Source organism: Chryseobacterium sp. MMO-72, from assembly GCF_037146035.1.
GTDB classification, from domain to species: Bacteria; Bacteroidota; Bacteroidia; order Flavobacteriales; family Weeksellaceae; genus Chryseobacterium; species Chryseobacterium indicum.
In genome coordinates, this window is sequence record NZ_JBBCWG010000006.1 from 169,159 (window position 1) to 194,366 (window position 25,208).

Genomic DNA, 25,208 nt, shown 5'->3' on the forward strand with positions numbered 1-25,208 from the left:
GGTGGTTACAATATTTATTTAAGATTTATTAGCGGATTCCAGTTGTCTTTTCCTTTTAAGACCTGTTCTCTTGTATATTTTTTGGCTTCGGTTTTGGTTAGCTGATGCGACCATGATACTCTTTTCGAGCGATCTGAACCATTTCCTTTTGAGTTAAATTCTGCATAAAATGTGGTCTGTTCTGCATCAGACTTGTTCCAGTTGTGCCATCCTTCCGGTTGGATGGTGGAATTCATCTCACAATTGAGGTAAACGGTCTTTGCAAATGGTCTCCACGGTCTTCCTAAATAGACTGAACTTTCTTTTGCGTTTCCTTCTATTTTTGAATTGATAAAAACAAATCCGAATTCGTTTTCCTGTGGAGTAGAAGCCGCGGTAATGTAGCTTGCCGATTCTTTGGAATAGATGATACAATCCTCAAAAACAGCGTTTCCTGCTCCGAAAATATAGTCGGTTGTTCCTTCGATGTAGCAGTTTTTAAAATAATTTCTGGAAGGCTTTGTTTTGTCTGATGAATCCTGAACGCCTTTTAAATACAAGGTGTCCTGATTTCCTAAGAATCTGCAGTTTTCAAAAGCTATTCGGTCGCCCGTCGTTAAAACAGCAACTGCCTGTCCTACTTTTCCTGAGCTGTTTTCGAATGAAATATTTTTTGCCGTAAAATCATTTGAATAAATAAAAACCGTTGAAGAACCTGTAGTTCCGAATTCTTTTCCTTCCGGATTCTTTTTTGATGCAAAATCATCGTAGGTGATGATGGTTTTTTCAGGATTTTCACCTTCGAGCAAAATAGCGCCTTTTGTTTCCGGAATGGTAATTTTTTCTTTGTAAATTCCTTCTTTTACTACAATTTTCGTTCTTACGGAAGATCCGTTTTCTGCTGCATTGATGGCTTGCTGAATGGTGGAGAAATTTCCTTTTCCGTCTTTTGAAACCACGATGGTTTTATCATTGGCTTTAAAAGAAAGAAAACTGAGCAATACGATCAGAAAAGCAAAAAAAGAATTTAAATTTTTAAGAAAAAAGGAAGCTTTCATTGAAATTTTTTTTGATTAAAATACAGACTCCACTTTGGAGATGAAGCCTGTATTTTTCTGATATAAATGTGAACTATTTTCTAATACCCATAATCCTGTGTAAGATTATAATTGGAGTTGATTACGTCTAAAGCAATCGGCAGTAATTCCTTTCTGTTGGCCTGAAAATAATAGGCATAACTTTTCACAGGATCTCCACTGATGTAAGGTTGCGTCATCGCCAGTCTCCAGTTTACTTTTGTGTATCCGGAAGGCGTTGCAACACTTTGGTTCGGGCTGTAGAAAATGTCTGCTTTGGCAACTCCGGCTGCAGTGTAGAAATCGATGTCAGTTACGTTTTGCTGTGCTGTTTTTGTAGGAGTATAGGCTACTTTTTTGTAGAAAATATACTCAGGAACGTTGGCATAAGCTCCTGTACCGTTCATAAACTGGGTAAGCTTGGCTCTTGTTTCGTTGATTTTCGTTTCTAAAAGATTCCAGCGGATCAGATCGTATTTTCTGAGACCTTCACCTCCGAATTCCAGTTGTCTTTCTTTAACGATATAATTAAAGAATCCTGTTTTGTCGGTCGGAATGGTTCCCACCTGACTTAAATTTCCTGCATAGGCTCTCTGTCTTACCGAAAGAACTGCATTGATTGCCTGTGCAGAAGGTCCGTTATTAAGCTCATTATCGGCTTCCGCAAACATTAATAAAATATCTGCATATCTCAGCAAAGGCCAGTCGATTCCAAGGTTTTGTGAAGTTCCGGTGATGGAAGTCCACGATTTTCTGAATTTTCCATCGTTCCAGTTGATGGAAGTCTGAAGCTCTTCCTGCTTTGAAGTATTTACCCTGAAGATGGCAATATTTACATCCCTTCTCAGGTCATACTTTGTAAATTCATAGAAATAAACAGGAATTGCGCTGATTCCTCCGGAAGATTTCCAGTCGGTATCATCATGTCTTAAACCGTTGTAATATCCGATTTTACTGTCTGTTCTGGAGTTTCCTCCGAAAGCTCCGATGGCATAAATTATTTCGTTGGATGTATCTGCGCTGTTAGTATGAAGTGATCTGAATAATCCTTCATAACTCGGATTCAACTGATGCTGTCCGGAATTGATGATGTCTTTGCATTCGTCATAAGCAATTTGATAATATTTCTGAGGATTGGAACCCTGCATCATCTGTTGTGGGCTTCTTCTTAATGAATATCCGGCTCTTGCCAGTGCAATTCTTGCTCTTAATCCTTTTACGGCTGCTTTCGAAATTCTCTGAGCGGTAGTTCCGCCTTCGGATCTCCACGGAACTAAACTTTCCGCTTTTAAAAGATCGTCCAGAATTTTATCATAAATAACATCTCTGTCTGTTTTTGGCAGATACACGCTCGGAAGATCAGCAGAAGGAACATCCTGAAAAGGAACGTCGCCCCAGTTTTTGATCAGATCATGATAGAAGTGTGCTCTTAAAGTTAAAGCTTCTCCCAAATATCTGTCCATTAATTTTTTATCTGCTGCTGAACCCGTCTGATACACAGGAGAAAGCGGAATGTTTTTAATCACCAGATTGGCTCTTTCAATTCCTGCGTACGTATCTAAAAACGGTCTTAAAAGCTCAGTATTTGTTGGAATGGCTCCGAAACAGCTTACCCCTCTTCGGTCGTTTGCGTTATAATCTCCCGAAGTTCTCATATCGTCTCCGGATTGCGAAAGAATCAGGTTCATTCTCTGTCCGTAGGTGTTGTCTCCCATGGTTGCGTTGTAGACTCCGACCAAAGCAGAAAATGTATCTGCCGCGGAATCAAACTGCTGTTTTTCTGAAGTATTGGATAAGCTTTCTACATCTAAATATTCTTCGCAGGAATTAAGAGAATTCAGAGAAAATATTCCGATGACAGAAAAAAGAATGGCTAAAAATTTATTTTTCTTCATAATATTAGGTTTAAAAAGTGATATCAACTCCTGATAAAATAAATCTGCTTCGCGGATACGCTGCATAATCTACCCCCGGTGTTAAAGGATTTCTTCTTGTGTTGGCTTCAGGATCATATCCGGAATACCCTGTAATCGTGAACAGGTTGTTCATCGTAAAATACAATCTGAAATTGGATAATCCCAATTGTTTGGTGAAATCTTTTCCTAAAGAATATCCTATTGTAACGTTGTTCAGTCTCAGGAAAGAACCGTCTTCAATAGCGTAAGAATGAAGGAAGTAAGCTCCGGCAGGCGGTGTAAATCCTGTTGTATTGGCATTTAAAGCTGCAAGAGCGGTAGGATCATTCACTTTATTTCCTGCATCATCAAACCATCTCCATCGGTTGGCAACTTCAGCCAGCATATTGTTGTCCCGGTAAAGATACTGTGTAGAATATTCTATTTTGTTCGCGTTATATACTTTATTTCCTACAGAGAAGTTGAACATTAAACTCATGTCCCAGTTTTTGTATCGGAATGTCTGGTTGAAACCTCCGTAAAATTTAGGCTGCGCATTTCCAAGATCCGTCATATCCTTATTATCGATAATTCCGTCACCGTTAAGGTCTGCAAGTTTAAGATCTCCCGGCTGTACAGCTTTCGCTCCGTTTGCTGCTGCTGCAGAACTTGGAATTCCGGCTTTTAAAGTATAAACCTGAGTGGTAGGATTATAATCGAAATCGCTTATTTCATATCTTCCTGCGGTAATATAGCCCCAATATGTTCCTACCGGTTTTCCGACCTGTACAAGGAAATCATTCAGGTTATTTTGCCATCCGGAAGGATATAAGTAAGAATTCGCACTTGCAGAAGCACTGTTTCCTAAACTTTTTATCACATTTTTGTTGGCAGAGATATTCGCGTCTATTTTCCAGTTAAAATTTTCTTTGTTGATGATCGAAGCTCCTACAGAAAATTCAATTCCTTTATTGGATGTGCTTCCTGAGTTTTGATACTGATATTCATACCCTGACGTCTGAGGAATTTTAGCCAGCAGCAAAAGATTTTTTGTATCGGTCTGATAAACATCTACTGTTCCGTATACTCTGCTGTTGAATAATCCAAAATCTACCCCGATATTTTTAGAAGCCGCCGATTCCCATTTTACATTAAGGTTAGACATAATCGCTCCTGTTGTAGCCCCCGGTGTTACATTGTTTCCGAATGCATATCCGTAATCTGACGAGGTTGTGAAAAACGTACTGTATAAAAATGCAGGTATTCTGTTGTTTCCGGATAAACCGTATCCTGCACGAAGTTTTAATTCGCTCACAACTTTACTGTCTTTCAGGAAATTTTCTTCACTTACTTTCCATGCAACCGAAGCAGCCGGAAAATAGCCCCATCGGTTTCCCGGTCCGAATACACTGGAACCATCCGCTCTCATGGAAGCAGTAAAGATATATTTGTTGTTAAAAATATAGTTGGCTCTTGCAAAAAATGAAACCAGACGATCCGGTAAAACGTTTGTTTTCGGGATGTCCTGAACTTGTCCCGATGGAGGAGAAGCTGCCTGAATATTGGCAAATGCCTCTTGTGCGCTGATGGATTTCGGGAACCATTTGATGTTCATCGTTAAAGATTCTGCATCTGTTTTCACAGTTTCCTGTCCCGCCAGTAAATCCAGTTTATGATTTCCGAAAGTTTTTCTGAAATTTAATGTATTGGTATTTGTGATTCTTCTGGATTGTGCCTTGCTCATGAAAACAACAGGCTGATCGTTGTTTTGTCTTGCAAGAGACGTAACCGGTCCGGAAAACTGATTCACCATCTCGTCTCTCTGTACATATCCGATTACACTTCTGAAAGTGAAATCTTTGTTGATTCTGTATTCGATAATCCCGTTTAAAAGAAGGTCGTTTCTTCCGTTGTCCTTTACTTCATTATTGGCTAAAAGAATAGGATTTACAAGATTGGTTTCGTTGGCAAATAAAGGATCGAATTCATCTACATTTACATTGGAACCGCCTTCAAACGGCTGATATCTTACGGCATTTCTCAATCTGTTGGTACTTTGCGAACCGGTGGAAGAAGTTCCCGCTCCGTAGATCATCTGTCGGCTGTATCTGGCATTTAATGTGATGCTGATTGCTTTAGAAACATCATAATCATACTTAAAGTTTGCCATATTCCTTTTAAATCCGGAACCGATCATAATTCCGTCTTCCTGTACATTATTTAAGGATAATGAGAAAGAAGAATTGTCTGAGCCTCCCGTTACAGAAAGATTATGCGTAAAGTTGAATGCTTCTCTTCCGAAAACTTCATCCTGCCAGTCTCTCTTTTTTACAGATTTGTATTTTTCAAGATCGGCAAAAGTTCCGTATCTTGTTTTAAAAGCATCAATATCGGTCTGTACACCGCCTTTATTGTACACTTCATACTGATACAGGACGTACTGATAAGGATCCAGAACATCAATTGTATTCTGAATTTTTCTAACCCCTAAAAATCCGTTGTAATTAATTGAAGTTTTTGCTCTCTTACGCCCTCCTTTTGTGGTAATAAGGACAACACCATTGGCTCCTCTTGCTCCGTAAATACTTGTTGAAGATGCATCTTTTAACACTTCAATCGATTGAATTTCCTTAGGAGAAAGGATGGAAAGCGCGTTATCCATCTGTACACCATCCACAATATATAAAGGAGCATTGCTCCCTGTAATGGAGTTTCCTCCTCTTACTACAATATCTACATCGGCTCCCGGCGAACCTTCACTCAGGGAAACCTGTACTCCAGCCATTCTTCCCTGTATTGCTTCTGCAGCATTGGTAGAAGGCATATCTTTTATCGCTTCTGCTTTTACAGAAGAAACAGCATTGGTAACGTCTTTTTTAGAAACTTTGGTATATCCCACCAAAACCACTTCGTCGATTTTGGTTTCTTTTTCCTTCTTTGTTTCTTTTTCTTGAGCCATTGCAAGGACAGGAAGTAGAAAGACAGTTAAATATAACCACTTTACTGATTGTACTTTTTTATCCATTTTGTATCCTTATAGTTTTAATTTTGGTTGAAAGTTTTTTTTCAATCTTTGTTTTCATTGGTGGATTTGGAAGTATTCTACTGCTTTTTTAGTGGTAAATATTTTAGAAAATCTTACACTTTCCGTAGTGCAATCGATTGCGTAATTTTTCAAGTCAAAATATTCTCGCTTCTAAACTAATATTATTTTTGAATATGCAAAGAAAAAAATATTATTTTTTCATTAATTTGAAATGAAATGCTGTAATTAATAATTAATTTTAGGATTTTAAATAATTGTTAATCAGTTTTTTATGGATTATTGTTATTTGTTTTTTTTCTTTAAATTTTTCTGTCCGGATTATAGAATAACTTAAAAAAAATCTTAAAATTTACATGTTTTTAAGACTCAGGATTTCCCCAAATTCATCATCAAGAACAAAAATTAATGCATTTTCCTGATTTTTATCAGTTTTTTAAAAGGAAATTTAGAGAGAAATTTTTTAGTGATAAAGTTTAGCCTTATTATATGTATAGAATAAATTTATTTTGAATTATGTTTACAGAATCAGTATTGTTAAAGTCCAACTATTTTTCTAATAGATTTTTATTTCAATCAAATCCTGAAGCATTATTTTGGTTAAATAATGATTAAATTTCTGGTCATATTTTATTAACTTATGGATTATTTTTATTATTTAAATTATTGATTTACAATTATTTATTATATTTTTTGAAATTTTTATTGATCATTTGAATATTAATTATATATTTATCCCGAAAGTATTTCTGCAAATTTTCAGTGTAATTAATGCAATCGATTACACAATGTTTAACCGGTTTTGTTAAAACCGCAAAAATGAATAGTAAAGAAGATGACAAAATCTGAGTTTCGTTACGCCCATCATCCCGAAGATGTAAAAAAATATACAACAGAGGATTTAAGAAGGGAATTTCTCATGAATAACTTATTCCATGAAGATCAGATCAATGTAGTGTATTCTATGTACGACAGAATGATTGTCGGAGGTGCAATGCCTGTAAAAAGCCTATTGACGCTGGAACCGACAGACGATTTGAAAGCTGAACATTTCTTAGACAGAAGAGAGCTGGGAATCATTAATGTAGGAGCAGCCGGAAAAGTAACTGTTGATGGTGACGTTTTCGAACTGGCAAACAAAGAAGCTTTATACATCGGAAAAGGAGCAAAAGATGTGATTTTTGAAAACGGAAACGAAGGACAGACCTTGTTCTACTTCAATTCTGCACCCGCTCATCATTCTTATCCTACAAAGAAAATTACAAAGAACGAAGCAGAAATTGTAGAATTAGGCGAAACAAAATACGCAAACAAAAGAACAATCAATAAACTGATTGTCAACAGCGTACTGGAAACCTGCCAATTACAGATGGGAATGACGGAACTGCACGAAGGAAGTGTCTGGAATACGATGCCTTCTCACACGCATACCCGAAGAATGGAAGCTTATTTCTATTTCGATCTGGAAGAAGGTCAGGCGGTAAGTCATTTTCTGGGGCAGCCTCATGAAACGCGTCATATCTTTATGAAAAACAACGAAGCTGTTCTGTCTCCGGAATGGTCTATCCACTCAGGAGTCGGAACTTCCAATTACACTTTTATTTGGGGAATGGCGGGAGAAAATATGGATTATGGCGATATGGATGCTGTAAAAACTAACGAACTAAAGTAATATTTTCCACATGAAATTATTCGATTTATCCGGTAAAGTTGCCGTTGTTACAGGCGGAACTCACGGATTGGGAATGGCAATGGCAGAAGGTCTTGCAGAAGCAGGTGCTGAACTGGCAATCACAAGTACAACACCGAAAAAATTAGACGAAGCGCTGGAATATTATCATTCCAGAGGATACAAAGCAACCGGATATATTTTCGATGTAACCGACGAACGGGAAGCCGCTCAGAAAGTAGCTTTAATGGAGGCTGCTCATGGGAAAATAGACATCCTTGTCAACAATGCAGGAATCATCAAACGCATTCCGGCAATTGATATGGATGTGGAAGACTTTAGAAAAGTAATCGATGTAGACCTTACCGGACCTTTCATCATGTCCAAATTAGTGGGAAAATACATGATTAAAAGAAAGTCCGGAAAAATCATCAACATCTGCTCAATGATGAGTGAGCTGGGACGCGATAACGTTGCAGCGTATGCTTCGGCAAAAGGCGGACTTAAAATGCTCACCAAAAATTTAGCAACAGAATGGGCGAAACATAATATTCAGGTGAACGGAATCGGTCCCGGATATTTTGCAACGTCGCAGACAGAACCCATAAGAGTGGACGGGAATCCGTTCAACGAATTTATCATCAGCAGAACTCCGGAAGGAAGATGGGGAAATCCGGAAGACCTTGCAGGTACGGCTATATTTTTAGCTTCAGATGCAAGTAAGTTCATCAACGGACAGATTATTTACGTTGACGGCGGAATTTTAGCAACCATCGGAAAACCTGCTAATGAATAAAACTAGAACTTTAAGAATGAACTCTTTTATTACAGATACTTTTTTATTACAAAATAAATACGCTGAAGAATTATACTTCAACTACGCAGAAAAGCAGCCGATCATTGATTATCATAATCACTTAACTCCTAAAGATATTGCAGAAAACACGGTTTTTGACAATATTTCTAAAGTCTGGATTGCCGGCGATCATTACAAGTGGAGAGCGATGCGTACAATGGGCGTGAACGAAAAATTCATTACCGGAGATTCCTCAGATAAAGAAAAATTTGAAGCCTGGGCTAAAACGGTTCCGTATACATTAAGAAATCCTTTGTATCACTGGACGCATTTAGAACTGAAAAGATATTTCGGAATTGATGAATTGCTGAATGAAAACAACGCTTCAGAAATTTACGATAACATTAACGCTCAGCTTCAGACTCCTGAAAAATCCACAAGAGGTTTGCTGGAAATGATGAATGTAGAATCTCTGTGTACAACAGAAGATCCAACAGATATTTTAAATTACCACCAGGATTTGGCAAAAAGCGGCTGGAAAGTAAAAGTAAGTACCGCATTCCGTCCTGATAAAGCAATTTTAATTGAAAACCACAACTTTGCAGATTATATTGCCAAATTAGGCGAATCGGCAGGAATCGAGATCAATTCTTACCAGACTTTGTGCGATGCATTGTTAAAAAGAATCGAATATTTCCACGAAAACGGATGCAGATTATGCGACCACGGACTGAACAATATTTCTTTTGAAGAAGCTACAGAAGCTGAAGTAAGTGCCATTTTTAATGATAAACTTTCAGGAAAAGTAATTGCCGAAAAGCAGGTAAATCAGTTTAAAACAGCTATTTTACTGTTCTTAGGAGAAGCGTATCACAAATTCGGCTGGGTTCAGCAGTTTCATTTAGGAGCTTTGAGAAACAATAACGAAAGAATGCACAGAATTCTCGGTCCCGATACAGGATGGGATTCTATCGGTGACTTCGTGCAGGCTGAAACTTTGTCTAAATTATTAAACGCTTTAGACGGAAAAGATAAATTAACGAAGACCATTTTATACAATTTAAATCCTGCCGACAACGAAATTTTCGCAACGATGATCGGAAATTTCAACGACGGAAGCATTAAAGGAAAAGTACAGTTCGGTTCAGGATGGTGGTTTTTAGACCAGAAAGACGGAATGATCAAGCAGATGAATGCCCTTTCAAACATGGGATTGATAAGCTGTTTTGTAGGGATGTTAACCGATTCAAGAAGTTTCCTTTCTTTCCCGAGACACGAATATTTCAGAAGAGTACTTTGTAATTTATTCGGAGGAGAAATGAAAAACGGAGAATTGCCACAGGATATGGAACACGTAGGAAAAATTATTTCCGATATCTGTTACCATAATGCTAAAAATTATTTTGATTTTTAAATTTAAATAAGAGTAAATTTCTCGCAGATTGAGCAAATTTTGCAGATTTAAAATGATCTGCGTTATCAGCTAAATCTGCGGGAAATTCAAAAATATTTAAACCATTAAGGAGAATTAAGAAGTTAAGTTTGATTAAGATAAAATCAAAAATTTTAATTCAGCAATAATGCTTAAAGCGAAGCTCAGCTTAATTTTTCTAAACTCCTTAAATAAATCTTAATGGTTAAAATTAAAAATCTTGCAGATTACGCGGATCTTTATAACATAATTATCTGCCAGATTTGTAAAATCGGCGAGAAATAAAAAATATTTAAACCATTAAGGACAATTAAGAAGTTAAGTTTTGATTAAGATAAAATCAAAGATTTTAATTTAGCAAGAATGCTTAAAGCGAAGCTCACTTAATTTTTCTAAACTCCTTAAATAAATCTTAATGGTAAAATTAAAAATCTTGCAGATTACGTGGATCTTTATAACATAATTATCTGCCAGATATGTAAAATCGGCGAGAAATAAAAAATATTTTAAATCATTAAGGAGAATTAAGGAGTTAAGGTTTTTTAAGCTTAAAATCTTAGATTTTATTAAGCATATTGCTTAAAGCGATGCTAAAACTTAACTATTCTCAACTCCTTAATAAATCTTAATGATTTAAATAAACAATAATTACATATCCGCATTTTTTCTGAACTTGAAAAATCTTTGTGAGCTTGGCTGAGTAGAACGTCTTTGCGAACTTAAATATACATCGAGTTTTAAAAGGAAAATCTTAGCGCACTTTGCGTTAAAATAACAGCAGATATTAAACAGAGTATTTATTAAAATATGGCTAGCAAAATACTTACTTTCGGTGAAATCATCATGCGGCTTTCCCCTCCCGGAAACAGAACCATGAAGCAGAGCCATGAAATGGAATTTTTCTTTGGCGGAACAGAACTCAATGTCGCTTCGTCATTAGCAACGATGGGATGCGAAGTAAAACATGTAAGTGCAGTTTCGGATGATTTCGTGGGAGAATCAGCTTTATCTTTTGTCAAAAGTTTCGGAATTGATACTGGTTTTATTTCTAAAAATGAACATCCTTTAGGTTTGTATTTCTTAGAAGTAGGATCATCGGTTCGCGCAAGCAGAATTGCGTATAACAGATTAAACGGATCTTTTGCCAATATCGAAGCAGGGAAAATCGACTGGAAAAACGCTTTGGAAGACTGCGATTATTTTCACTGGACAGGAATCAGCCCCGGAATTTCAAAATCGGCTTATGAAAGTCTCAAAGAAGGTTTACATACCGCTCTTGAATTAGGAATCGAGATTACGACCGATCCGGCTTACCGTTCCAACCTTTGGAAATACGGAAAAAACGGAAACGAAGTTTTGAAAGAACTGGTTTCTCTATCAACCATCTTTATTGGTGGCGTGAACGAAATCAACGAAATCTTAGAAGCTCAGTTTTCATCCGATAAAGAAGGTTTTTTACAAGCCTGTGAAGAATTAAAAAGACAATGTCCGTCCATTCATAAAGTTTTCGACAAAATAAGAATCGGGGTTACGGCAAGTTCTCAGCAAACGCAGGGAAGAGCTTTAGTCAATGGAAATTATTTTGAAACCAAGTTCTTAGAAATAGACAATGTAGTCGACAGAATCGGAACAGGAGATGCTTTCGCGGCAGGTTTAATTTATGGCTTAAAAAATTTCGACGATGAAAAGGCTTTGAATTTTGCGAATGCAGCCTGTGCGATCAAACACACGATTTTAGGAGATATCAACTATTGCAGCGCAGAAGACATTCTTGAAGTAATGGCAGGAAATTCCGGAGGAAGAATTAAGAGATAATAGTTTTTAGTTGCTGGTTTATAGTTTATAGCGATTCTTTTTAGAATTAAATCAAAAAACTTAGTGATCTTATTTAAGTGAAACGGCTTTGCGAACTTAAAAAACAGCTAGTAGTCAAAAAAATCTTCGCGGACTTTGCGTTAAAAATATATACAGAATATTAAAGGATATTTAATTCCATCAAAGATTATTTTGAAAAAATAAAACAAAATGACAAAAATTCAAACCGTTACCAACGCCATCGTTAATCAGGGGATTTTGCCTTTGTATTATAATGATGATGAAACGGTAACCATAGAGATACTGAAATCGCTTTACAAAGCAGGAATTCGGGCAGTAGAATATACAAGCCGCGGAGAATCTGCATTAAGCAATTTTAAAAAAATGATAGAAATCCGTAACGCGGAAATGCCGGAAATGCTTCTGGGAATCGGAACGATTAAAAATGTACAACAGGCGGAAGAATATCACAAAGTGGGAGCAGATTTCTTTATTAGTCCGGGTTTTGTAGCTGAAGTTGCCGCATTTTTAATTCCGAAAGACGTATTGTACAGTCCGGGTTGCATGACGCCGACTGAAATTATCACCGCAGAAGCGGCAGGAGTAACATTTGTAAAACTATTCCCCGGAAATGCTTTAGGAGCAGGTTTTATGAGTGCCATTAAAGATGTGTTTCCTAACCTGAAATTCATGCCGACCGGTGGAGTGGATGCCACGAAAGAAAGCATTGAAAGCTGGTTTAAAGCCGGAGTTTCTGCGGTAGGAATGGGAAGTAAACTCATCAGCAAAGATTTGATGGCTGCTAAAGATTATGCAACCATTGAAAATGAAACGAAGAAAGTTTTGCAAATCATCCAAACTTTAAAGTAATAATGAAAAATAACGCAATACATAGCTTCGCTGAGTGAATAGCTTATGCTGAGCTTGTCGAAGTAACTTTGCGAACTTAAATATACATGAAGTTTAAAAAGAAAATCTTTGCGCTCTCTGCGTTTAAAAAACGCATCATTAAAAATTAAAACAAAAAATAACTAAATTCTAAATAAGTATGAGTTCGGTTAAATCTCTTAAACCAAGTGCATTCAGATGGACGATATGCTCGCTGCTGTTTATTGCGACGACCATTAATTATCTGGATCGGCAGGTTTTATCATTAACATGGAAAGATTTCATTGCTCCGGAATTTCACTGGAACAATAACGATTACGGAAATATCACTGCGCTGTTTTCCATTTTCTATGCCGTAGGAATGCTTTTCGCAGGAAAATTTGTCGACTGGATGGACACCAAAAAAGGTTTCCTTTGGGCAATCGGAGTTTGGTCAGTCGGTGCAGTTCTACACGCTTTTTGCGGAATCGCTACTGCGGGAATTCTTACCGGAGATTGGTTTGCAGGGTTCCATGGTTCTAAAGAACTGATTAAAACGGTTTCTAATACCGGAGCAATCATCAGTACGAGTGTAACTTTGTTCATTTTTGCACGTTTTGTTTTGGCGATTGGTGAAGCGGGAAATTTTCCGGCAGCTATTAAAACAACCGCAGAATATTTTCCTAAAAAAGACAGAGCTTTTTCTACAAGTATCTGGAATGCGGGAGCAACGGTGGGAGCTTTGGCAGCACCCGTTACAATTCCTTTCATTGCCAAATCGATGGGTTGGGAATGGGCGTTCATCATCATTGGGGCTTTAGGATTTGTATGGATGGGACTTTGGGTATTTTACTACAAAAAACCGCATCAGCATCATAAAGTGAATGAACATGAGCTTACGTATATTAATCAGGATCAGGAAGATGCTGTTGTTGAAGAAAATACGGTAACAACAGAAGAACGAAAATTCACATTCAAAGAATGTTTCAGTTATAGACAGACCTGGGCATTTGCTTTTGGAAAATTCATGACGGATGGTGTTTGGTGGTTCTTTTTATTCTGGACTCCGGCGTATTTAAGTTCCGTTTACAAAATGGATTCTACGCAAAGTGCTTTTCCGTTATTTGTATTGTATATGATCACTTTATTCTCCATCATTGGAGGATGGCTTCCAAAATATTTTGTTGAAAAGAAAGGAATGAATGCCTATTCAGGAAGAATGAAAGCCATGTTGATTTTCGCATTTTTTCCGCTTTTGGCACTTTTGGCACAGACATTAGGTTCGGCAACATACTGGATTCCTGTTTTGATTATCGGAATTGCCGGAGCTGCACATCAGGCTTGGTCGGCAAACATTTTCTCGACGGTCGGCGATATGTTCCCTAAAAAAGCCATTGCTACCATTACCGGAATTGGCGGAATGGCAGGCGGAATCGGTTCTTTTTTAATTAATAAATCTTCCGGAGTTTTATTCGATCACGCTCACAAAGTATGGACAACCGTAGACGGAATTCCTTTGCTTGAAAAATATCCTCAATACATCAACGAAAGATTACCGGATGGATTTTTTGAACAATTGGAAAAATCCGGTGCAATCGTTAAGGACGGAATTGATAAAGGCTACATGATTATTTTTTCAATCTGTGCCGTAGCGTACCTTATTGCATGGACAGTAATGAGAATACTGGTTCCGAAATATAAAGTCATTAGCAAATAAAACTAAACCTATAAGGTTTCAAAAACCTTATAGGTTTGGCAAAAGTGTTCTTAGCCCAAATAAAAACTCTTAGTGATCTTATTTAAGTGAAACGCCTTTGCGAACTTAAAAACAGTTATTATTCAAAAAAACTTTGCGGACTTTGCGTTCAAAACCAAAAATCACCGCAAATAATTAAACCATTAAGAATAGATAAGAAGTTGAGAAGAATTAAGAATTAACAAGCAAATTAAATTCAATCTTACGAAATTTATTTCCCTTAACTTTTCTTAAACCCTTAATCAATCTTAATGGTTAAAATATATAGAAAGTAAATAAACTCTTAGTGATCTTATTTAAGTGAAACGCCTTTGCGAACTTAAAAACAGTTATTATTCAAAAAAACTTTGCGGTCTTTGCGTTCAAAATCTAAAATCACCGCAAATAATTAAACCATTAAGAACATTTAAGTAATTAAGAAAATTAAGAATTAAACAAAAATAGTAGAGATTTAAAAGGGCAAAATAGTTTAGAAAGTCTTACTAAGATTGCCTTTGCTGAGTGAAACGCCTTTGCGAACTTAAAAACAGTTATTATTCAAAAAAACTTTGCGGACTTTGCGTTCAAAACCAAAAATCACCGCAAAAAATTAAACCATTAAGAAATAGGTAAGAAGTTAAGTAGAATTAAGAATTTGCAAGCAAATTAAATTCAATCTTACGAAATTTATTTCTCTTAACTAATCTTAACCCCTTAATCAATCTTAATGGTTAAAATATATAGAAAGTAAATAAACTCTTAGTGATCTTATTTAAGTGAAACACCTTTGCGAACTTAAAAACAGTTATTATTCAAAAAAACTTTGCGCCTTTGCGTTTAAAACAAACCAAAGCTAGTGCAACAATATTAGAAAAATGGAAAATCAGATAAAACAAAAATTAAATCGTGAATTAAATAATACTCAGGAAAAACTTCCCATTAAAATCGTTCAGTTTGGCGGCGGAAATTTCATGAGAGGATTCACAGATTATGTAATTGATAAATTAAATAAAGAAACCGACTGGAAAGGGGGGATTGTCAACTTACAGGCAACACCAAACGGCTCTATTCAGAAAATGGAAGAGCAGGATAATTTATACACCCTTTTCACAAGAGGAATTAAAAAAGGAGAAATTATTGATGAAAAGCACGTTATTTCTGCCATTCAGAAATCAATTAATCCTTATACCAATTACGATGATTTTTTAGCTTTGGCAAAAGAAGAAGAACTGGAATTTATCTTTTCCAATACCACGGAAACAGGGATCGCTTTTGATGAAACGGAAACTTCTTATGAAGGTCCACACAAAAATTTCCCTGCGAAAGTAGTAGTTTTACTTTACGAAAGATTTAAATACTTCAATGGAGCGGCTGATAAAGGATTGAGAATTATTCCCTGCGAATTAATTGAAGACAATGCATTTGTTTTAAGAGATATTATCATCAAATATGCTCAACTCTGGAATTTAGAAGATGCATTTGTGGAGTGGATTCATCAAAACAATTATTTCCATAATACTTTGGTGGACAGAATTGTTCCGGGTTATCCGAAAGATGATGCAGAATCTTATGAAGATCGGCTGGATTATGAAGATCAGATGATGGTGGTTTCGGAAACATTCCTTCTTTTTGTCATTCAGGAAGCCGGAAATTTAAATGCCAGAATTCCCTTCAACAAAATCAACGAGCAGATTTTGGTGGTGGATGATATTCAGCCATACCGCTTAAGAAAAGTAAGAATTCTGAATGGCGGTCATACTTTAATGTTGGCTACGGCAATTTTGTCGGGAAAAGAAACAGTTAAAGAATCTGTGGATGACCAATTTATCGGAAAGTTCCTGAAAGATGCCATTTTTAATGAAGTGAATCCGACCTTAGGTTTAGATGAGACTGAACTGAAAGAATTCGCGGAAGAAGTTTTCGACCGTTTCAGAAATCCTTTCATCAAGCACCATTTGGCAAGTATTGCTTTATATTTTGTATCAAAATTTAAAGTAAGAGTATTGCCGAGTTTACTTACCTATGTTGAAAACAACGGAAAATTGCCGGTAAACCTTACCTTTTCGTTGGCAAGTCTCATCAGATTCTATCAGGGAAGTTTCGGCGAAAAAGCTCTTCCTTTAAATGATGAAGAAGGAATCGTTGCTAAATTCAAAGAAATCTGGGCAAACGAAGAATATGAAAAAGTCGCTGAATTAACACTTTCTGAAACTTCTTTCTGGGACACAGATCTTACTCAGGTTGAAGGTCTGAAAACAGCGGTGGCAAAAGCATTGTATGAAATCGATCATAATGATATGGAAACTGCGTATAACAATTTTGTAGAATTCAATTCTTAAAAATCATGCAAAAGAAAGTCCTGAAAGTAAATCCCAAAGACAACGTTATTGTAGCGCTGCTGGATTTATCTGCCGGAGAATCGGTACATCTTGACGGTGCAGAATACACGTTGATAAAAGACATTAAGGCTAAACATAAATTTGCTGCGGTAGATTTTCAAGAAGGAGATCAGATCATCATGTATGGTGTCATTGTCGGAAAAGCTAATCAACACATCAAAAAAGGTGAGGTAATTACAACCGAAAACGTAAAACACCAAAGCGCAAAAGTAGAAGGCAAAACTGAAACTTTAGGCTGGATTCCCCCGAATGTAGATCGATGGAAAGACCGTACTTTCATGGGATACCACCGTGAAGACGGACAGGTGGGAACGGAAAACATCTGGCTGTTTTTTCCTTTGGTATTCTGCGAAAACAAAAATATCGAAACGCTGAAAGATATTTTTGAAAAAGAGCTGTTACACGAAAAAGCGAGTAAACATCAGCTTTTATTAAGGTCATTATTAAATGGTGGCGAAACCTCCGATACAGCAGTGGAAGAGAAAGAAGACACCAGAGTATTTAAAAATATCGATGTAAGATTCATCACCCATCAAGGCGGTTGTGGCGGAATTCGTCAGGACGCGGAAGCATTGGGAAGACTGTTTGCAGGATATGTGAACAACCCGAATGTTGCCGGTGCAACGGTTCTCAGCTTAGGCTGTCAGAATCTTCAGGTGCAGATTTTTATGGATGCGCTTCACGCTTTGGCTCCCGATAATAAGAAACCGATTGTTGTTTACGAACAGCAAAAATCCGGAACGATTGATGAAATGCTGACCGGCGTGATCAAAGATTCTTATGAAGGAATTAAACAGGCTAATAATATTGAAAGAAAACCTGCCTCCATCACAAATCTGAATATCGGTTTGGAATGTGGCGGTTCCGACGGTTTCTCCGGAATTTCTGCAAACCCTGTTTTGGGAGAAGTTTCAGATATTATGGCAGCAGTTGGCGGAACAACGATGCTTGCCGAATTCCCTGAATTGTGCGGAGTAGAGCATGAGCTTGTCAACCGTTGCATCAATGATGAAGACGGTGTGAAATTCCTTAAGTTGATGAAAGATTTTGAAAACTCTGTTGTGGCGGCAGGTTCAGGTTTTGATATGAATCCGTCTCCCGGAAATATCAAAGACGGTTTGATTACTGATGCCATGAAATCCGCGGGAGCGGCTAAAAAGGGAGGATCTGCTCCGATTGTTGAGGTTCTGGATTTTACAGAATATGCGACAAAACCGGGACTGAATTTGCTTTGTACCCCCGGAAATGACGCCGAATGTACGACTGCTTTAGTCGGTTCCGGAGCAACAGTTGTTCTTTTCACGACAGGTCTCGGAACACCGATGGGAAATCCGATTGCTCCGGTGATTAAAATTTCTTCAAATACCATTTTAGCTGAAAAAATGTCTGATATTATCGATTTCAATGCAGGAACGGTCATCAGCGGAGATAAAACCATTTCGGAAGCAGCAGACGAACTGCTCGAATACATCATTAAAGTGGCAAGCGGTGAAGTGAAAACGAAAGCCGACTTACTGAATCAGAATGATTTCATTCCATGGAGACGAGGGGTCTCTTTGTAATGATTTACTTATATTAAATATTAGGGTTGAAAATGCTTCCTGCTTATGTGGGGAGCATTTTCTTTTTTGTATTTTTAGAAAAAAAACTAATGAACAAAATAATACTTATCGGAAATGGCTTTGATTTAGCTCATGGAATTAAAACAAGTTATAATGATTTTATTGATGATTTTGAGAAAGAAGTTAAAAGCAGATATTTTCAAAGAACTCTAGATTATAATTTTGATATCACAATAAATAGTGAGTATGGATTTAATCCATCAAATTTAAGCTTTAAACAAAATATTGAAGCTTTTACATTCAATAACATATTCTTTGAATATGTACTTAAAAGATTTAATTCTGTTAATTATTATGACTTAGAAGGATTTTTTTATGAGATGTTAAAAGTAGCTGATGTTAATACAATTAAAAAACTTAATTCTGATTTTTACTCATTTATAAATCATTTAGAAAAGTATTTAACGAATGTAGAGAATCAATTTAGAGAGAATAATAGTAATTTAATATCAGAAATTTTAGAGCATATTGATAGTCCAATTTTATTTAATGAATTATCACAAGAAGCGAAGCGTGTCGTATCAAAAATACATGATGGTTTATATAACAATGAAGCAGGTAGAAAAGCAGCAATGGAAAGAATATATGGTGATTTTAAAAAAACTAATAAAAATTTTAATTCAGATACGACTTTATTATTAAATTTTAATTATACAGAGACAGCAGATTTATACAAAAAGGAAAAAACTGAAATAATAAATATTCATGGAAAATTAAACGACATTGAAAACCCAATTATTTTCGGATATGGAGATGAACTTGATTCTGAATATTCAGTAATTGAAAATAAGAATGACAACAGGTTTCTCGAGCATTTTAAATCTATCAATTATGCAAAAACAGATAATTATAAAAAGGTTTTAGAATACATTGATTCAGATTTATTTCAGATCTGTATTATGGGTCATTCGTGTGGAAATACTGATAGAACTTTACTTAATACGATATTTGAACATGACAATTGTGCTTCAGTGAAAATTTATTATTATCAAAAATCTGCTACTCAAGATTATTATTTAGATGTTTATAAAAATATTAGCAGAAATTTTAATAGTAAAGCTAAATTAAGAGATCGTGTAGTAAATAAATCTTTTTGTAAACCCTTAATTAATTTTTTAGAATAACAAGAATTTGTGTAATGTGAATTTGCAATCCGTGCTTCCTTTGATAGCGCGGATTTGTAATCCGTGCTTAAAACACCTATAATGTAAGGTCACGGATTGCAAATCCGCTACATCTGGTTTATGTAAAACACTTGTAAGTGATTTAAAAATTTTATACCTTAGTAATCAGCAAATTAAAAATATTCATTATGAAAAATCTAAAAAAATTAAAAAGAAGTCAGCTCGTACTCATCAGCGGCGGCGACGTTGCTTACGCAGTCTGCGATCTGGATGGAAACTGTCCACCCACTGTAGGATCTTATTACTGTAACGACGGTATATGCTACAGAGTAACCGGCGGCGGTGGCGGCGGCGGATGGTGTAATGAACCTATTCGTCTTTGCCAGGAATGGGAAACAGGTTGCGGATGTGTTTATTAGCAAATCTTTGGTAAAAGTAAAGCGGTTTTTTCAACCGCTTTTTTTGTTTTTAGAATATTAATCAAAAGATGAGGTGTACATTTTAGATGTTTATCAATTCTAAGTTTTGTTCAATGATCTGCCTTTTCGTCCTTTTTTCGGATTCCTTTAGCGTAATAATATGAGAAAGCTTATCGATTAATCCATTTTCAGAATTTTGTGAGAAAATGACTTTAATTTTGTCTTCACCTTTTCTGCGGTTTTCAGTTTCATGGATAAAAAGTCTGAATAATTCCATTTTCCACGATTCCTCCATATAATCAAACTCTTCCAAAACCAAAAGAGAATTATTTTCTGAAATCCAATCCCGGTGAAAATCTAAGATTTGGTTTCCGTTGTATTTTTTTGCTTCATACCACGGTTGATAAAGCTGTTCCTTTTTTACAAAGTCTAAATATTCATGGAATAGTTTCATCCCGGTCGGAAACCTGAAGGTTTCATAATTTGTATTTTCGATAATATAACTGACGAAATTTTGCCTTTCAGTTTCAGATTTTCCTACAAGTAAAAGGTGCTTTTTATCTAATATTTTGAGTATTTCATGTTCCATGTTTTCGTTGAATCATCTAATGATTTAATATTTTTATTAGAATGTCATAAAATTTAAGATATTATTTTTAATATTTCTTTAGCTAGAGCTTGCTTTTCTTCGTCATTCAGGTTAAAGTTGTTTCCATCACGTGCATATTGAACCAGATGTCCATCCTGTTTACACCATTTTATCATTCTGTTAATTCCGCTTTTGGTAATTATTCCCTGATCATTTTCAAACTTTGGAGGTGAGGAGAGATGAATCAGTTTAGCATAATTTTTCAGAGAAATCACTAATCTGCGATCCTCATCTTTCTGCTACAAACCATATTTTATAAAATGAGTTTGATCAGCACATACGGCTTTAATTTGTATTCCGTCAAATTCCGTCTGATCGTACTCATCAAATACCCACCAAAGATATTCTTTACCATCCACAGAAATTCTATTTTTATTTTTTTGCTTATAGCCATTATTTAAGATTTTTCCAGATTTATTTTCCTAATCAATTTTTATTACAAAAGTATCATCATGTCTAATTAATATTTCCGGTCTTTCGAGTAAGGCTTCGATATCTTCTTTTTTCTTATCCCAAATAAACAGTTCTCTAAGCTTAGGGAGGTTATTTAAAGGAGTGAGATCAGAAATTTCGTTTTTATACAGTGCCAACTGTTCCAGATTCTTAAGATTTTCTAAACCTTCGAGACTTTCAAGTTTATTTTTTTCCAGATTAAGTTTTTTTAAATTGGTGAGATTTTTCAATTTGGACAGATTGGTAACTCCGCACTCTGTAAGATCTACTTCTTCCAGATTTGGCAGATTTTCAAAAGAAACAATATCATCAAAACTGATATAATCAAATACTATTGTTTTTAATTTTTTTAATCCGTTAATCGCTATTTTTTGTTCGGGAAAAATATTTAATTCAAGCTTTTCAAGGTTGGGGAATTTTTCAAGTGAAGATGGGTCATAATTTTTCGGAACATGTAGATCCAGAACTTTTACCTGTTTCATATCAGGAAATTTATTAATTATTTCTCCTTTTATCACTAACTTTTCAAGTGAAGGTAAAGCTGCTAATTCTTCCAGATCACCATCATCTTCCAGTTCCAGGATTTTTAATGATTTCAAATGACTGATTCCTTTAAAATATACATCATCATTGGAGTCAAGATGTAATTTTTCTATATTTTTCAGCCGTTGTAAATCCAGAATTATAGGTCTTTCAGTTTCTGGTTTTTGTTCAAAAAAATTCAGATAAAGATCTTTGAGGGATTCAATAGACAGGACATCCTGTGCAAACTCAATAGAATTTGCGCAGGTATGAAGTTGTTCCAATACCGTAAAATGTTTTAATTCTTGAATATTCCGGATTGCCTTTATCTCGTAAATATTAATTTTTTTTACATTTCCTTTTAACGGCAGAAGTTTTCTAAGATCAATAAATGTTCTGTCATAATAATCTCGTGAAATTGTTATTTTGTCTAATTTCGTAAAGTAACTGAATGCTTTCTGGTTTTTAATTTTTGTTGAGGAAAAGCTAAGGCTCTTAATTTTTGGAGCCACTAACGAATAATCTTCCAGATCATTTATTGAACTATTATTAAAAGACAAATTATTTAATATCTTAAAATCCTTTAGAATATGCACGTTGATAAGACTATATCCAGCTACATCAAGTTCTCGGGTAAAGGGAGCGATGGATGCAAGAAGCTCTGTATTAAAATCAGATAATACCCAGTCGTTCCGCAGGTAATCCATACTTTCTGTTACTATCATGCATCTCAACTCAAATTGTATTTCATTATCCGGGATACTGAGATCATTAACCTGTAGAGGGGGATGTATATACAATTTTTCAAAATCAGAAAATTGGCAAACGCTTTTTAAACTTTCCACTTCACAATTAAGTAAACTCATGAACAATAAGCGGGTAGAAATTGGCAGAAAGGAATTGAAATCCTTTATTTTCATATTTTTAAAATCTATACCTGTTGCTCTTTTATCTTTCTCTGCGGGATAATATATGTCATTTTCCGACTCAATAATGGTCGTATTATTACCAATGGTTAAACGATACAGGTCAGGAAAAAGATTTAATTCACTTATATTGTGGAGAGTACAGTTATTGAACTTCAGATATTCCAGACGGTTGGAAATAGGTAAGAAGAAGCCAGGATGTGGAACATCCATGTTTTCCAATGTCAAAAATTGAAAGTTATGATAAATTTTTTCAATCTTTGTTACTTCTCGATTAAAAGTACCTTTATCGGGAAGTGAGCAATTTTTCAGATTGAGAGACTGCAGCCTTAGCTTATGTAAATCTCGCACATCGACAATTGAACATTCTGTTAATGTTAAGTATTCAACGCTATCAAAAACAGGCTCAAGCGCAGAGAAATCTTCAAAATGTAAGTTTGAGAGATATAAATGATTATAGCCATTATAATAAGATTTTCCGCTCTTTTTTATTTTTCTGTCCCATTCTTCAAATTTGATATTAAGGGAATCTTCAAGTTTTTGGGTAATAGTTTTGGGATCACTCATATTTTTAAATTAGGTTAAAAGTAAACTCTTTTTTATTACTTTTAATTTTTTTTCAGGCAGTGTTTCTAGTCAATAATTATTCGGAAAGGAGTAGAAGGTCTGTAGTACCAGATTCCCACTTCCGGTTTGTCGAGCTGTTTTTCGGCATCTTCTTTTTTTATTTTGTTCCTTGCAAGATTGGCTTCACGAAGCTTGGGGAGCTTATTCAATATACTGATATCGTAGATTTTGTTATCATAGAGGTTCAGTCGTTCCAGATTTTTCAAGTTTTCTAAACCAGCGATGTTTTCAATTTCGTTTTCTTCCAGATTTAATGTCTTTAAATGGGTAAGATTATCCAGTTTAGTTACTGTGGAAATCCCGCAATAACCTAGATCCAGTTCCTCAAGTTTGGGAAGATTTTCTAAAGACACAATGCCATCAAAATCGCTTCCAAAGAGTGTAAGTATTTTTAATTTTTCCAAATTGCTGATGTTTATTTTCTGCTCTTCTGATGCCCTTAAATCAAGTTTTTTAAGATTGGGAAATTTATCATGTAAATTTATCTCACAATATTCTCCTCTGCTGTATAATTTAAGTACTTTTACATGCTCTAAACGAGGGAGTTTATCGATCGCATTTACCTCAATAAATAGTTTTTTAAGTGACGGCAACTGCGCTAAACTTTCCAGATCGCAATCATCATCTAAAATAAGCTTTTTCAAAGATTTTAAATGCCCGATTCCTTTAAAATAAAAATCTCCAACGGTACCCAAATGTAATTTTTCCACATTTTTCAGATGTTGCAAATCCAGAATAATGGGCTCAGTAATTTCAGGTTCCTGTTCTTTAATATAAATATTCAGGTCCAGATTTTTAAGAGATTCCATAGACAGTATTTTCTGTGCAAATTCTACAGATTCAGCTCTTATATCAAGCTCTTCTAATGTAGTAAAATTTGTTATCTGATCAATGTTCTGAATGATCTCAGTATTCCAAAGAATAATTTTCTTTAAACTTTCTTTTAAAGGCAAAAGCTTCTCAAGATCTATTAAATTTCGATCTTCAGGACGATCTACTGAAACTGTTATCTTTTCGAGTTTTGTAAAATATTTGAAAGCGTACTGATTTTTTATTTCGGAAGTATTAAAATAAATCCGCTTAATTTGTGGTGCCACAGATAAATAATCTTCCAGATCTACGGTGCATTTTTCAAAATTGAGTTGATTTAACTTTGGCAAATGTTTCAGATAATCTGTATTGATCAGTTTGTATCCTTCTACTGTCAGATTTCGGAGATAAGGAGCTGCAGAAAGGAGCAGTTTTGCATCAAAATCAGGCTGTACCACATCCGGAGTCCAGTCATAAAATGATACAAATGACTGAATAATGCATTCTTTAAGTTTAAAATGTTGTGAATTATCATATTCAGAATTGGGATCATTAATTTTTAATTCAGGATCAAGATGAAGCCTTTTCAGATGTGGAAACTGACTGATGTTTTTTAAGCTGTCCAGTTCGCAGTCGTATAATTTTAAAACAGTTATTTCTTTCAACACAGGAAGATACGAATCGAAGTTTTTCAATTTCATATTTTCAAATTTCAGCCAATTGAGTTTTTTTATGGAATTCTGCTTATGTTGAATGTCGTTTTCAGACGTAATAAACTGACTATTATTTATATTTAAGTAATATAAGGAAGGAAAAAGATTTAATTCATAAATATTGCTGACGGTACATTCTGTAAATGTAATATCATGAAGATATTTGGAAATAGGTAAGAAAAATCCGGGATGCGTAACATCCATATCTTCCAGATATATACTTTCAAAATTCCCCTTAGTTGTATTAGCTTTAGATATGTCCGGATCAAAAGTTTCTTCCATTGAAATTGAACATTTTTTCAGAACAAGGGTTTCCAGTTTTTTCATGCGATGCATATCGTTGGCATTGGCAATAGAACACTCTGTTAATATCAGTGTATAAAGTGTTTCAAAAACAGGTTCGAGTGCGGAGAAATCTTCAAAGTGCAGGTTCGAAAGAGATAAATAAGTCAATCTGCCGGAAATATAGCAGAAATTTTCACTGTCTTTATCTTCTTTCGCCAATTTGATATGGAGAGCATTCTCTAATTTGCTTATAATAGTTTCGAGGTCGTTCATGGTTTTAATTAAAGGCTGATTTCTGGTATTATATAATGTATAAACCGAAAAATAATTTCGTTAAAAATAACCAAATATA

At 35.3% G+C, this 25,208-nt stretch carries 16 protein-coding genes; 10 read left to right on the forward strand and 6 right to left on the reverse strand.

What is annotated here, in order from left to right; all coding sequences use genetic code 11:
• Positions 1 to 14: 14 nt before the first annotated feature.
• From WFH39_RS10675 to WFH39_RS10685, 3 genes are all read right to left on the reverse strand, one after another.
• Positions 15 to 1,037 carry a pectinesterase family protein gene (locus WFH39_RS10675; protein ID WP_336689889.1) on the reverse strand — a complete coding sequence of 341 codons (1,023 nt, stop codon included), beginning with the start codon at positions 1,035 to 1,037 and terminating at the stop codon, positions 15 to 17.
• An 80-nt stretch (positions 1,038 to 1,117) separates the two neighbouring features.
• On the reverse strand, positions 1,118 to 2,950 hold the full coding sequence (locus WFH39_RS10680) for a RagB/SusD family nutrient uptake outer membrane protein (protein ID WP_336689890.1): 1,833 nt from the start codon (positions 2,948 to 2,950) through the stop codon (positions 1,118 to 1,120).
• Positions 2,951 to 2,960: 10 nt separating this feature from the next.
• Entirely contained in the window at positions 2,961 to 5,975 is a 3,015-nt protein-coding gene (locus WFH39_RS10685; protein WP_336689891.1) for a SusC/RagA family TonB-linked outer membrane protein, read from the reverse strand.
• Between the two features lie 853 nt (positions 5,976 to 6,828).
• On the opposite strand from WFH39_RS10685, the gene kduI reads away from it, so the two are divergent.
• The 10 genes from kduI to WFH39_RS10735 all read left to right on the forward strand — a co-directional run bounded on the left by kduI (position 6,829) and on the right by WFH39_RS10735 (position 19,871).
• Entirely contained in the window at positions 6,829 to 7,665 is an 837-nt protein-coding gene (gene kduI, locus WFH39_RS10690; RefSeq protein ID WP_336689892.1) for a 5-dehydro-4-deoxy-D-glucuronate isomerase, read from the forward strand.
• A 10-nt stretch (positions 7,666 to 7,675) separates the two neighbouring features.
• The gene (locus WFH39_RS10695; protein WP_336689893.1) at positions 7,676 to 8,458 is read left to right on the forward strand and encodes a gluconate 5-dehydrogenase; all 783 of its coding nucleotides are present in this window, start codon (positions 7,676 to 7,678) and stop codon (positions 8,456 to 8,458) included.
• Between the two features lie 16 nt (positions 8,459 to 8,474).
• Entirely contained in the window at positions 8,475 to 9,872 is a 1,398-nt protein-coding gene (gene uxaC, locus WFH39_RS10700) for a glucuronate isomerase (protein ID WP_442891704.1), read from the forward strand.
• Between the two features lie 825 nt (positions 9,873 to 10,697).
• Positions 10,698 to 11,705 carry a sugar kinase gene (locus tag WFH39_RS10705; protein ID WP_336689895.1) on the forward strand — a complete coding sequence of 336 codons (1,008 nt, stop codon included), beginning with the start codon at positions 10,698 to 10,700 and terminating at the stop codon, positions 11,703 to 11,705.
• A gap of 210 nt (positions 11,706 to 11,915) precedes the next feature.
• The gene (locus WFH39_RS10710) at positions 11,916 to 12,575 is read left to right on the forward strand and encodes a bifunctional 4-hydroxy-2-oxoglutarate aldolase/2-dehydro-3-deoxy-phosphogluconate aldolase (protein WP_336689896.1); all 660 of its coding nucleotides are present in this window, start codon (positions 11,916 to 11,918) and stop codon (positions 12,573 to 12,575) included.
• Positions 12,576 to 12,753: 178 nt separating this feature from the next.
• Positions 12,754 to 14,289: an MFS transporter gene (locus tag WFH39_RS10715; RefSeq protein ID WP_336689897.1), complete on the forward strand. Its 1,536-nt coding sequence runs from the start codon at positions 12,754 to 12,756 to the stop codon at positions 14,287 to 14,289.
• A gap of 893 nt (positions 14,290 to 15,182) precedes the next feature.
• Positions 15,183 to 16,646: a tagaturonate reductase gene (locus WFH39_RS10720; RefSeq protein ID WP_336689898.1), complete on the forward strand. Its 1,464-nt coding sequence runs from the start codon at positions 15,183 to 15,185 to the stop codon at positions 16,644 to 16,646.
• A 5-nt stretch (positions 16,647 to 16,651) separates the two neighbouring features.
• Positions 16,652 to 18,268: a UxaA family hydrolase gene (locus WFH39_RS10725; RefSeq protein ID WP_336689899.1), complete on the forward strand. Its 1,617-nt coding sequence runs from the start codon at positions 16,652 to 16,654 to the stop codon at positions 18,266 to 18,268.
• A 32-nt stretch (positions 18,269 to 18,300) separates the two neighbouring features.
• On the forward strand, positions 18,301 to 19,452 hold the full coding sequence (locus WFH39_RS10730) for an AbiH family protein (RefSeq protein WP_336689953.1): 1,152 nt from the start codon (positions 18,301 to 18,303) through the stop codon (positions 19,450 to 19,452).
• A 188-nt stretch (positions 19,453 to 19,640) separates the two neighbouring features.
• Entirely contained in the window at positions 19,641 to 19,871 is a 231-nt protein-coding gene (locus WFH39_RS10735; RefSeq protein WP_336689900.1) for a hypothetical protein, read from the forward strand.
• Positions 19,872 to 19,953: 82 nt separating this feature from the next.
• On the opposite strand, the gene WFH39_RS10740 is transcribed toward WFH39_RS10735, so the two are convergent.
• The 3 genes from WFH39_RS10740 to WFH39_RS10750 all read right to left on the reverse strand — a co-directional run bounded on the left by WFH39_RS10740 (position 19,954) and on the right by WFH39_RS10750 (position 25,129).
• Positions 19,954 to 20,460 (reverse strand): hypothetical protein, encoded by a 507-nt coding sequence (locus WFH39_RS10740; RefSeq protein ID WP_336689901.1) that lies wholly within the window; start codon positions 20,458 to 20,460, stop codon positions 19,954 to 19,956.
• Positions 20,461 to 20,942: 482 nt separating this feature from the next.
• Positions 20,943 to 22,988 (reverse strand): leucine-rich repeat domain-containing protein, encoded by a 2,046-nt coding sequence (locus WFH39_RS10745; protein WP_336689902.1) that lies wholly within the window; start codon positions 22,986 to 22,988, stop codon positions 20,943 to 20,945.
• 65 nt (positions 22,989 to 23,053) lie between these two features.
• A complete protein-coding gene (locus WFH39_RS10750; protein WP_336689903.1) occupies positions 23,054 to 25,129 on the reverse strand; it encodes a leucine-rich repeat domain-containing protein in 2,076 nt (691 codons plus the stop codon).
• Positions 25,130 to 25,208 lie beyond the last annotated feature (79 nt).

What these genes read in the sequence shown, in the direction of transcription:
- WFH39_RS10675 (WP_336689889.1), bottom strand. Translation starts at nt 1,037, where the DNA reads ATGAAAGCTTCCTTTTTTCTTAAAAATTTAAATTCTTTTTTTGCTTTT.
- WFH39_RS10680 (WP_336689890.1), bottom strand. Translation starts at nt 2,950, where the DNA reads ATGAAGAAAAATAAATTTTTAGCCATTCTTTTTTCTGTCATCGGAATA.
- WFH39_RS10685 (WP_336689891.1), bottom strand. Translation starts at nt 5,975, where the DNA reads ATGGATAAAAAAGTACAATCAGTAAAGTGGTTATATTTAACTGTCTTT.
- kduI (WP_336689892.1), top strand. Translation starts at nt 6,829, where the DNA reads ATGACAAAATCTGAGTTTCGTTACGCCCATCATCCCGAAGATGTAAAA.
- WFH39_RS10695 (WP_336689893.1), top strand. Translation starts at nt 7,676, where the DNA reads ATGAAATTATTCGATTTATCCGGTAAAGTTGCCGTTGTTACAGGCGGA.
- uxaC (WP_442891704.1), top strand. Translation starts at nt 8,475, where the DNA reads ATGAACTCTTTTATTACAGATACTTTTTTATTACAAAATAAATACGCT.
- WFH39_RS10705 (WP_336689895.1), top strand. Translation starts at nt 10,698, where the DNA reads ATGGCTAGCAAAATACTTACTTTCGGTGAAATCATCATGCGGCTTTCC.
- WFH39_RS10710 (WP_336689896.1), top strand. Translation starts at nt 11,916, where the DNA reads ATGACAAAAATTCAAACCGTTACCAACGCCATCGTTAATCAGGGGATT.
- WFH39_RS10715 (WP_336689897.1), top strand. Translation starts at nt 12,754, where the DNA reads ATGAGTTCGGTTAAATCTCTTAAACCAAGTGCATTCAGATGGACGATA.
- WFH39_RS10720 (WP_336689898.1), top strand. Translation starts at nt 15,183, where the DNA reads ATGGAAAATCAGATAAAACAAAAATTAAATCGTGAATTAAATAATACT.
- WFH39_RS10725 (WP_336689899.1), top strand. Translation starts at nt 16,652, where the DNA reads ATGCAAAAGAAAGTCCTGAAAGTAAATCCCAAAGACAACGTTATTGTA.
- WFH39_RS10730 (WP_336689953.1), top strand. Translation starts at nt 18,301, where the DNA reads ATGCTTCCTGCTTATGTGGGGAGCATTTTCTTTTTTGTATTTTTAGAA.
- WFH39_RS10735 (WP_336689900.1), top strand. Translation starts at nt 19,641, where the DNA reads ATGAAAAATCTAAAAAAATTAAAAAGAAGTCAGCTCGTACTCATCAGC.
- WFH39_RS10740 (WP_336689901.1), bottom strand. Translation starts at nt 20,460, where the DNA reads ATGGAACATGAAATACTCAAAATATTAGATAAAAAGCACCTTTTACTT.
- WFH39_RS10745 (WP_336689902.1), bottom strand. Translation starts at nt 22,988, where the DNA reads ATGAGTGATCCCAAAACTATTACCCAAAAACTTGAAGATTCCCTTAAT.
- WFH39_RS10750 (WP_336689903.1), bottom strand. Translation starts at nt 25,129, where the DNA reads ATGAACGACCTCGAAACTATTATAAGCAAATTAGAGAATGCTCTCCAT.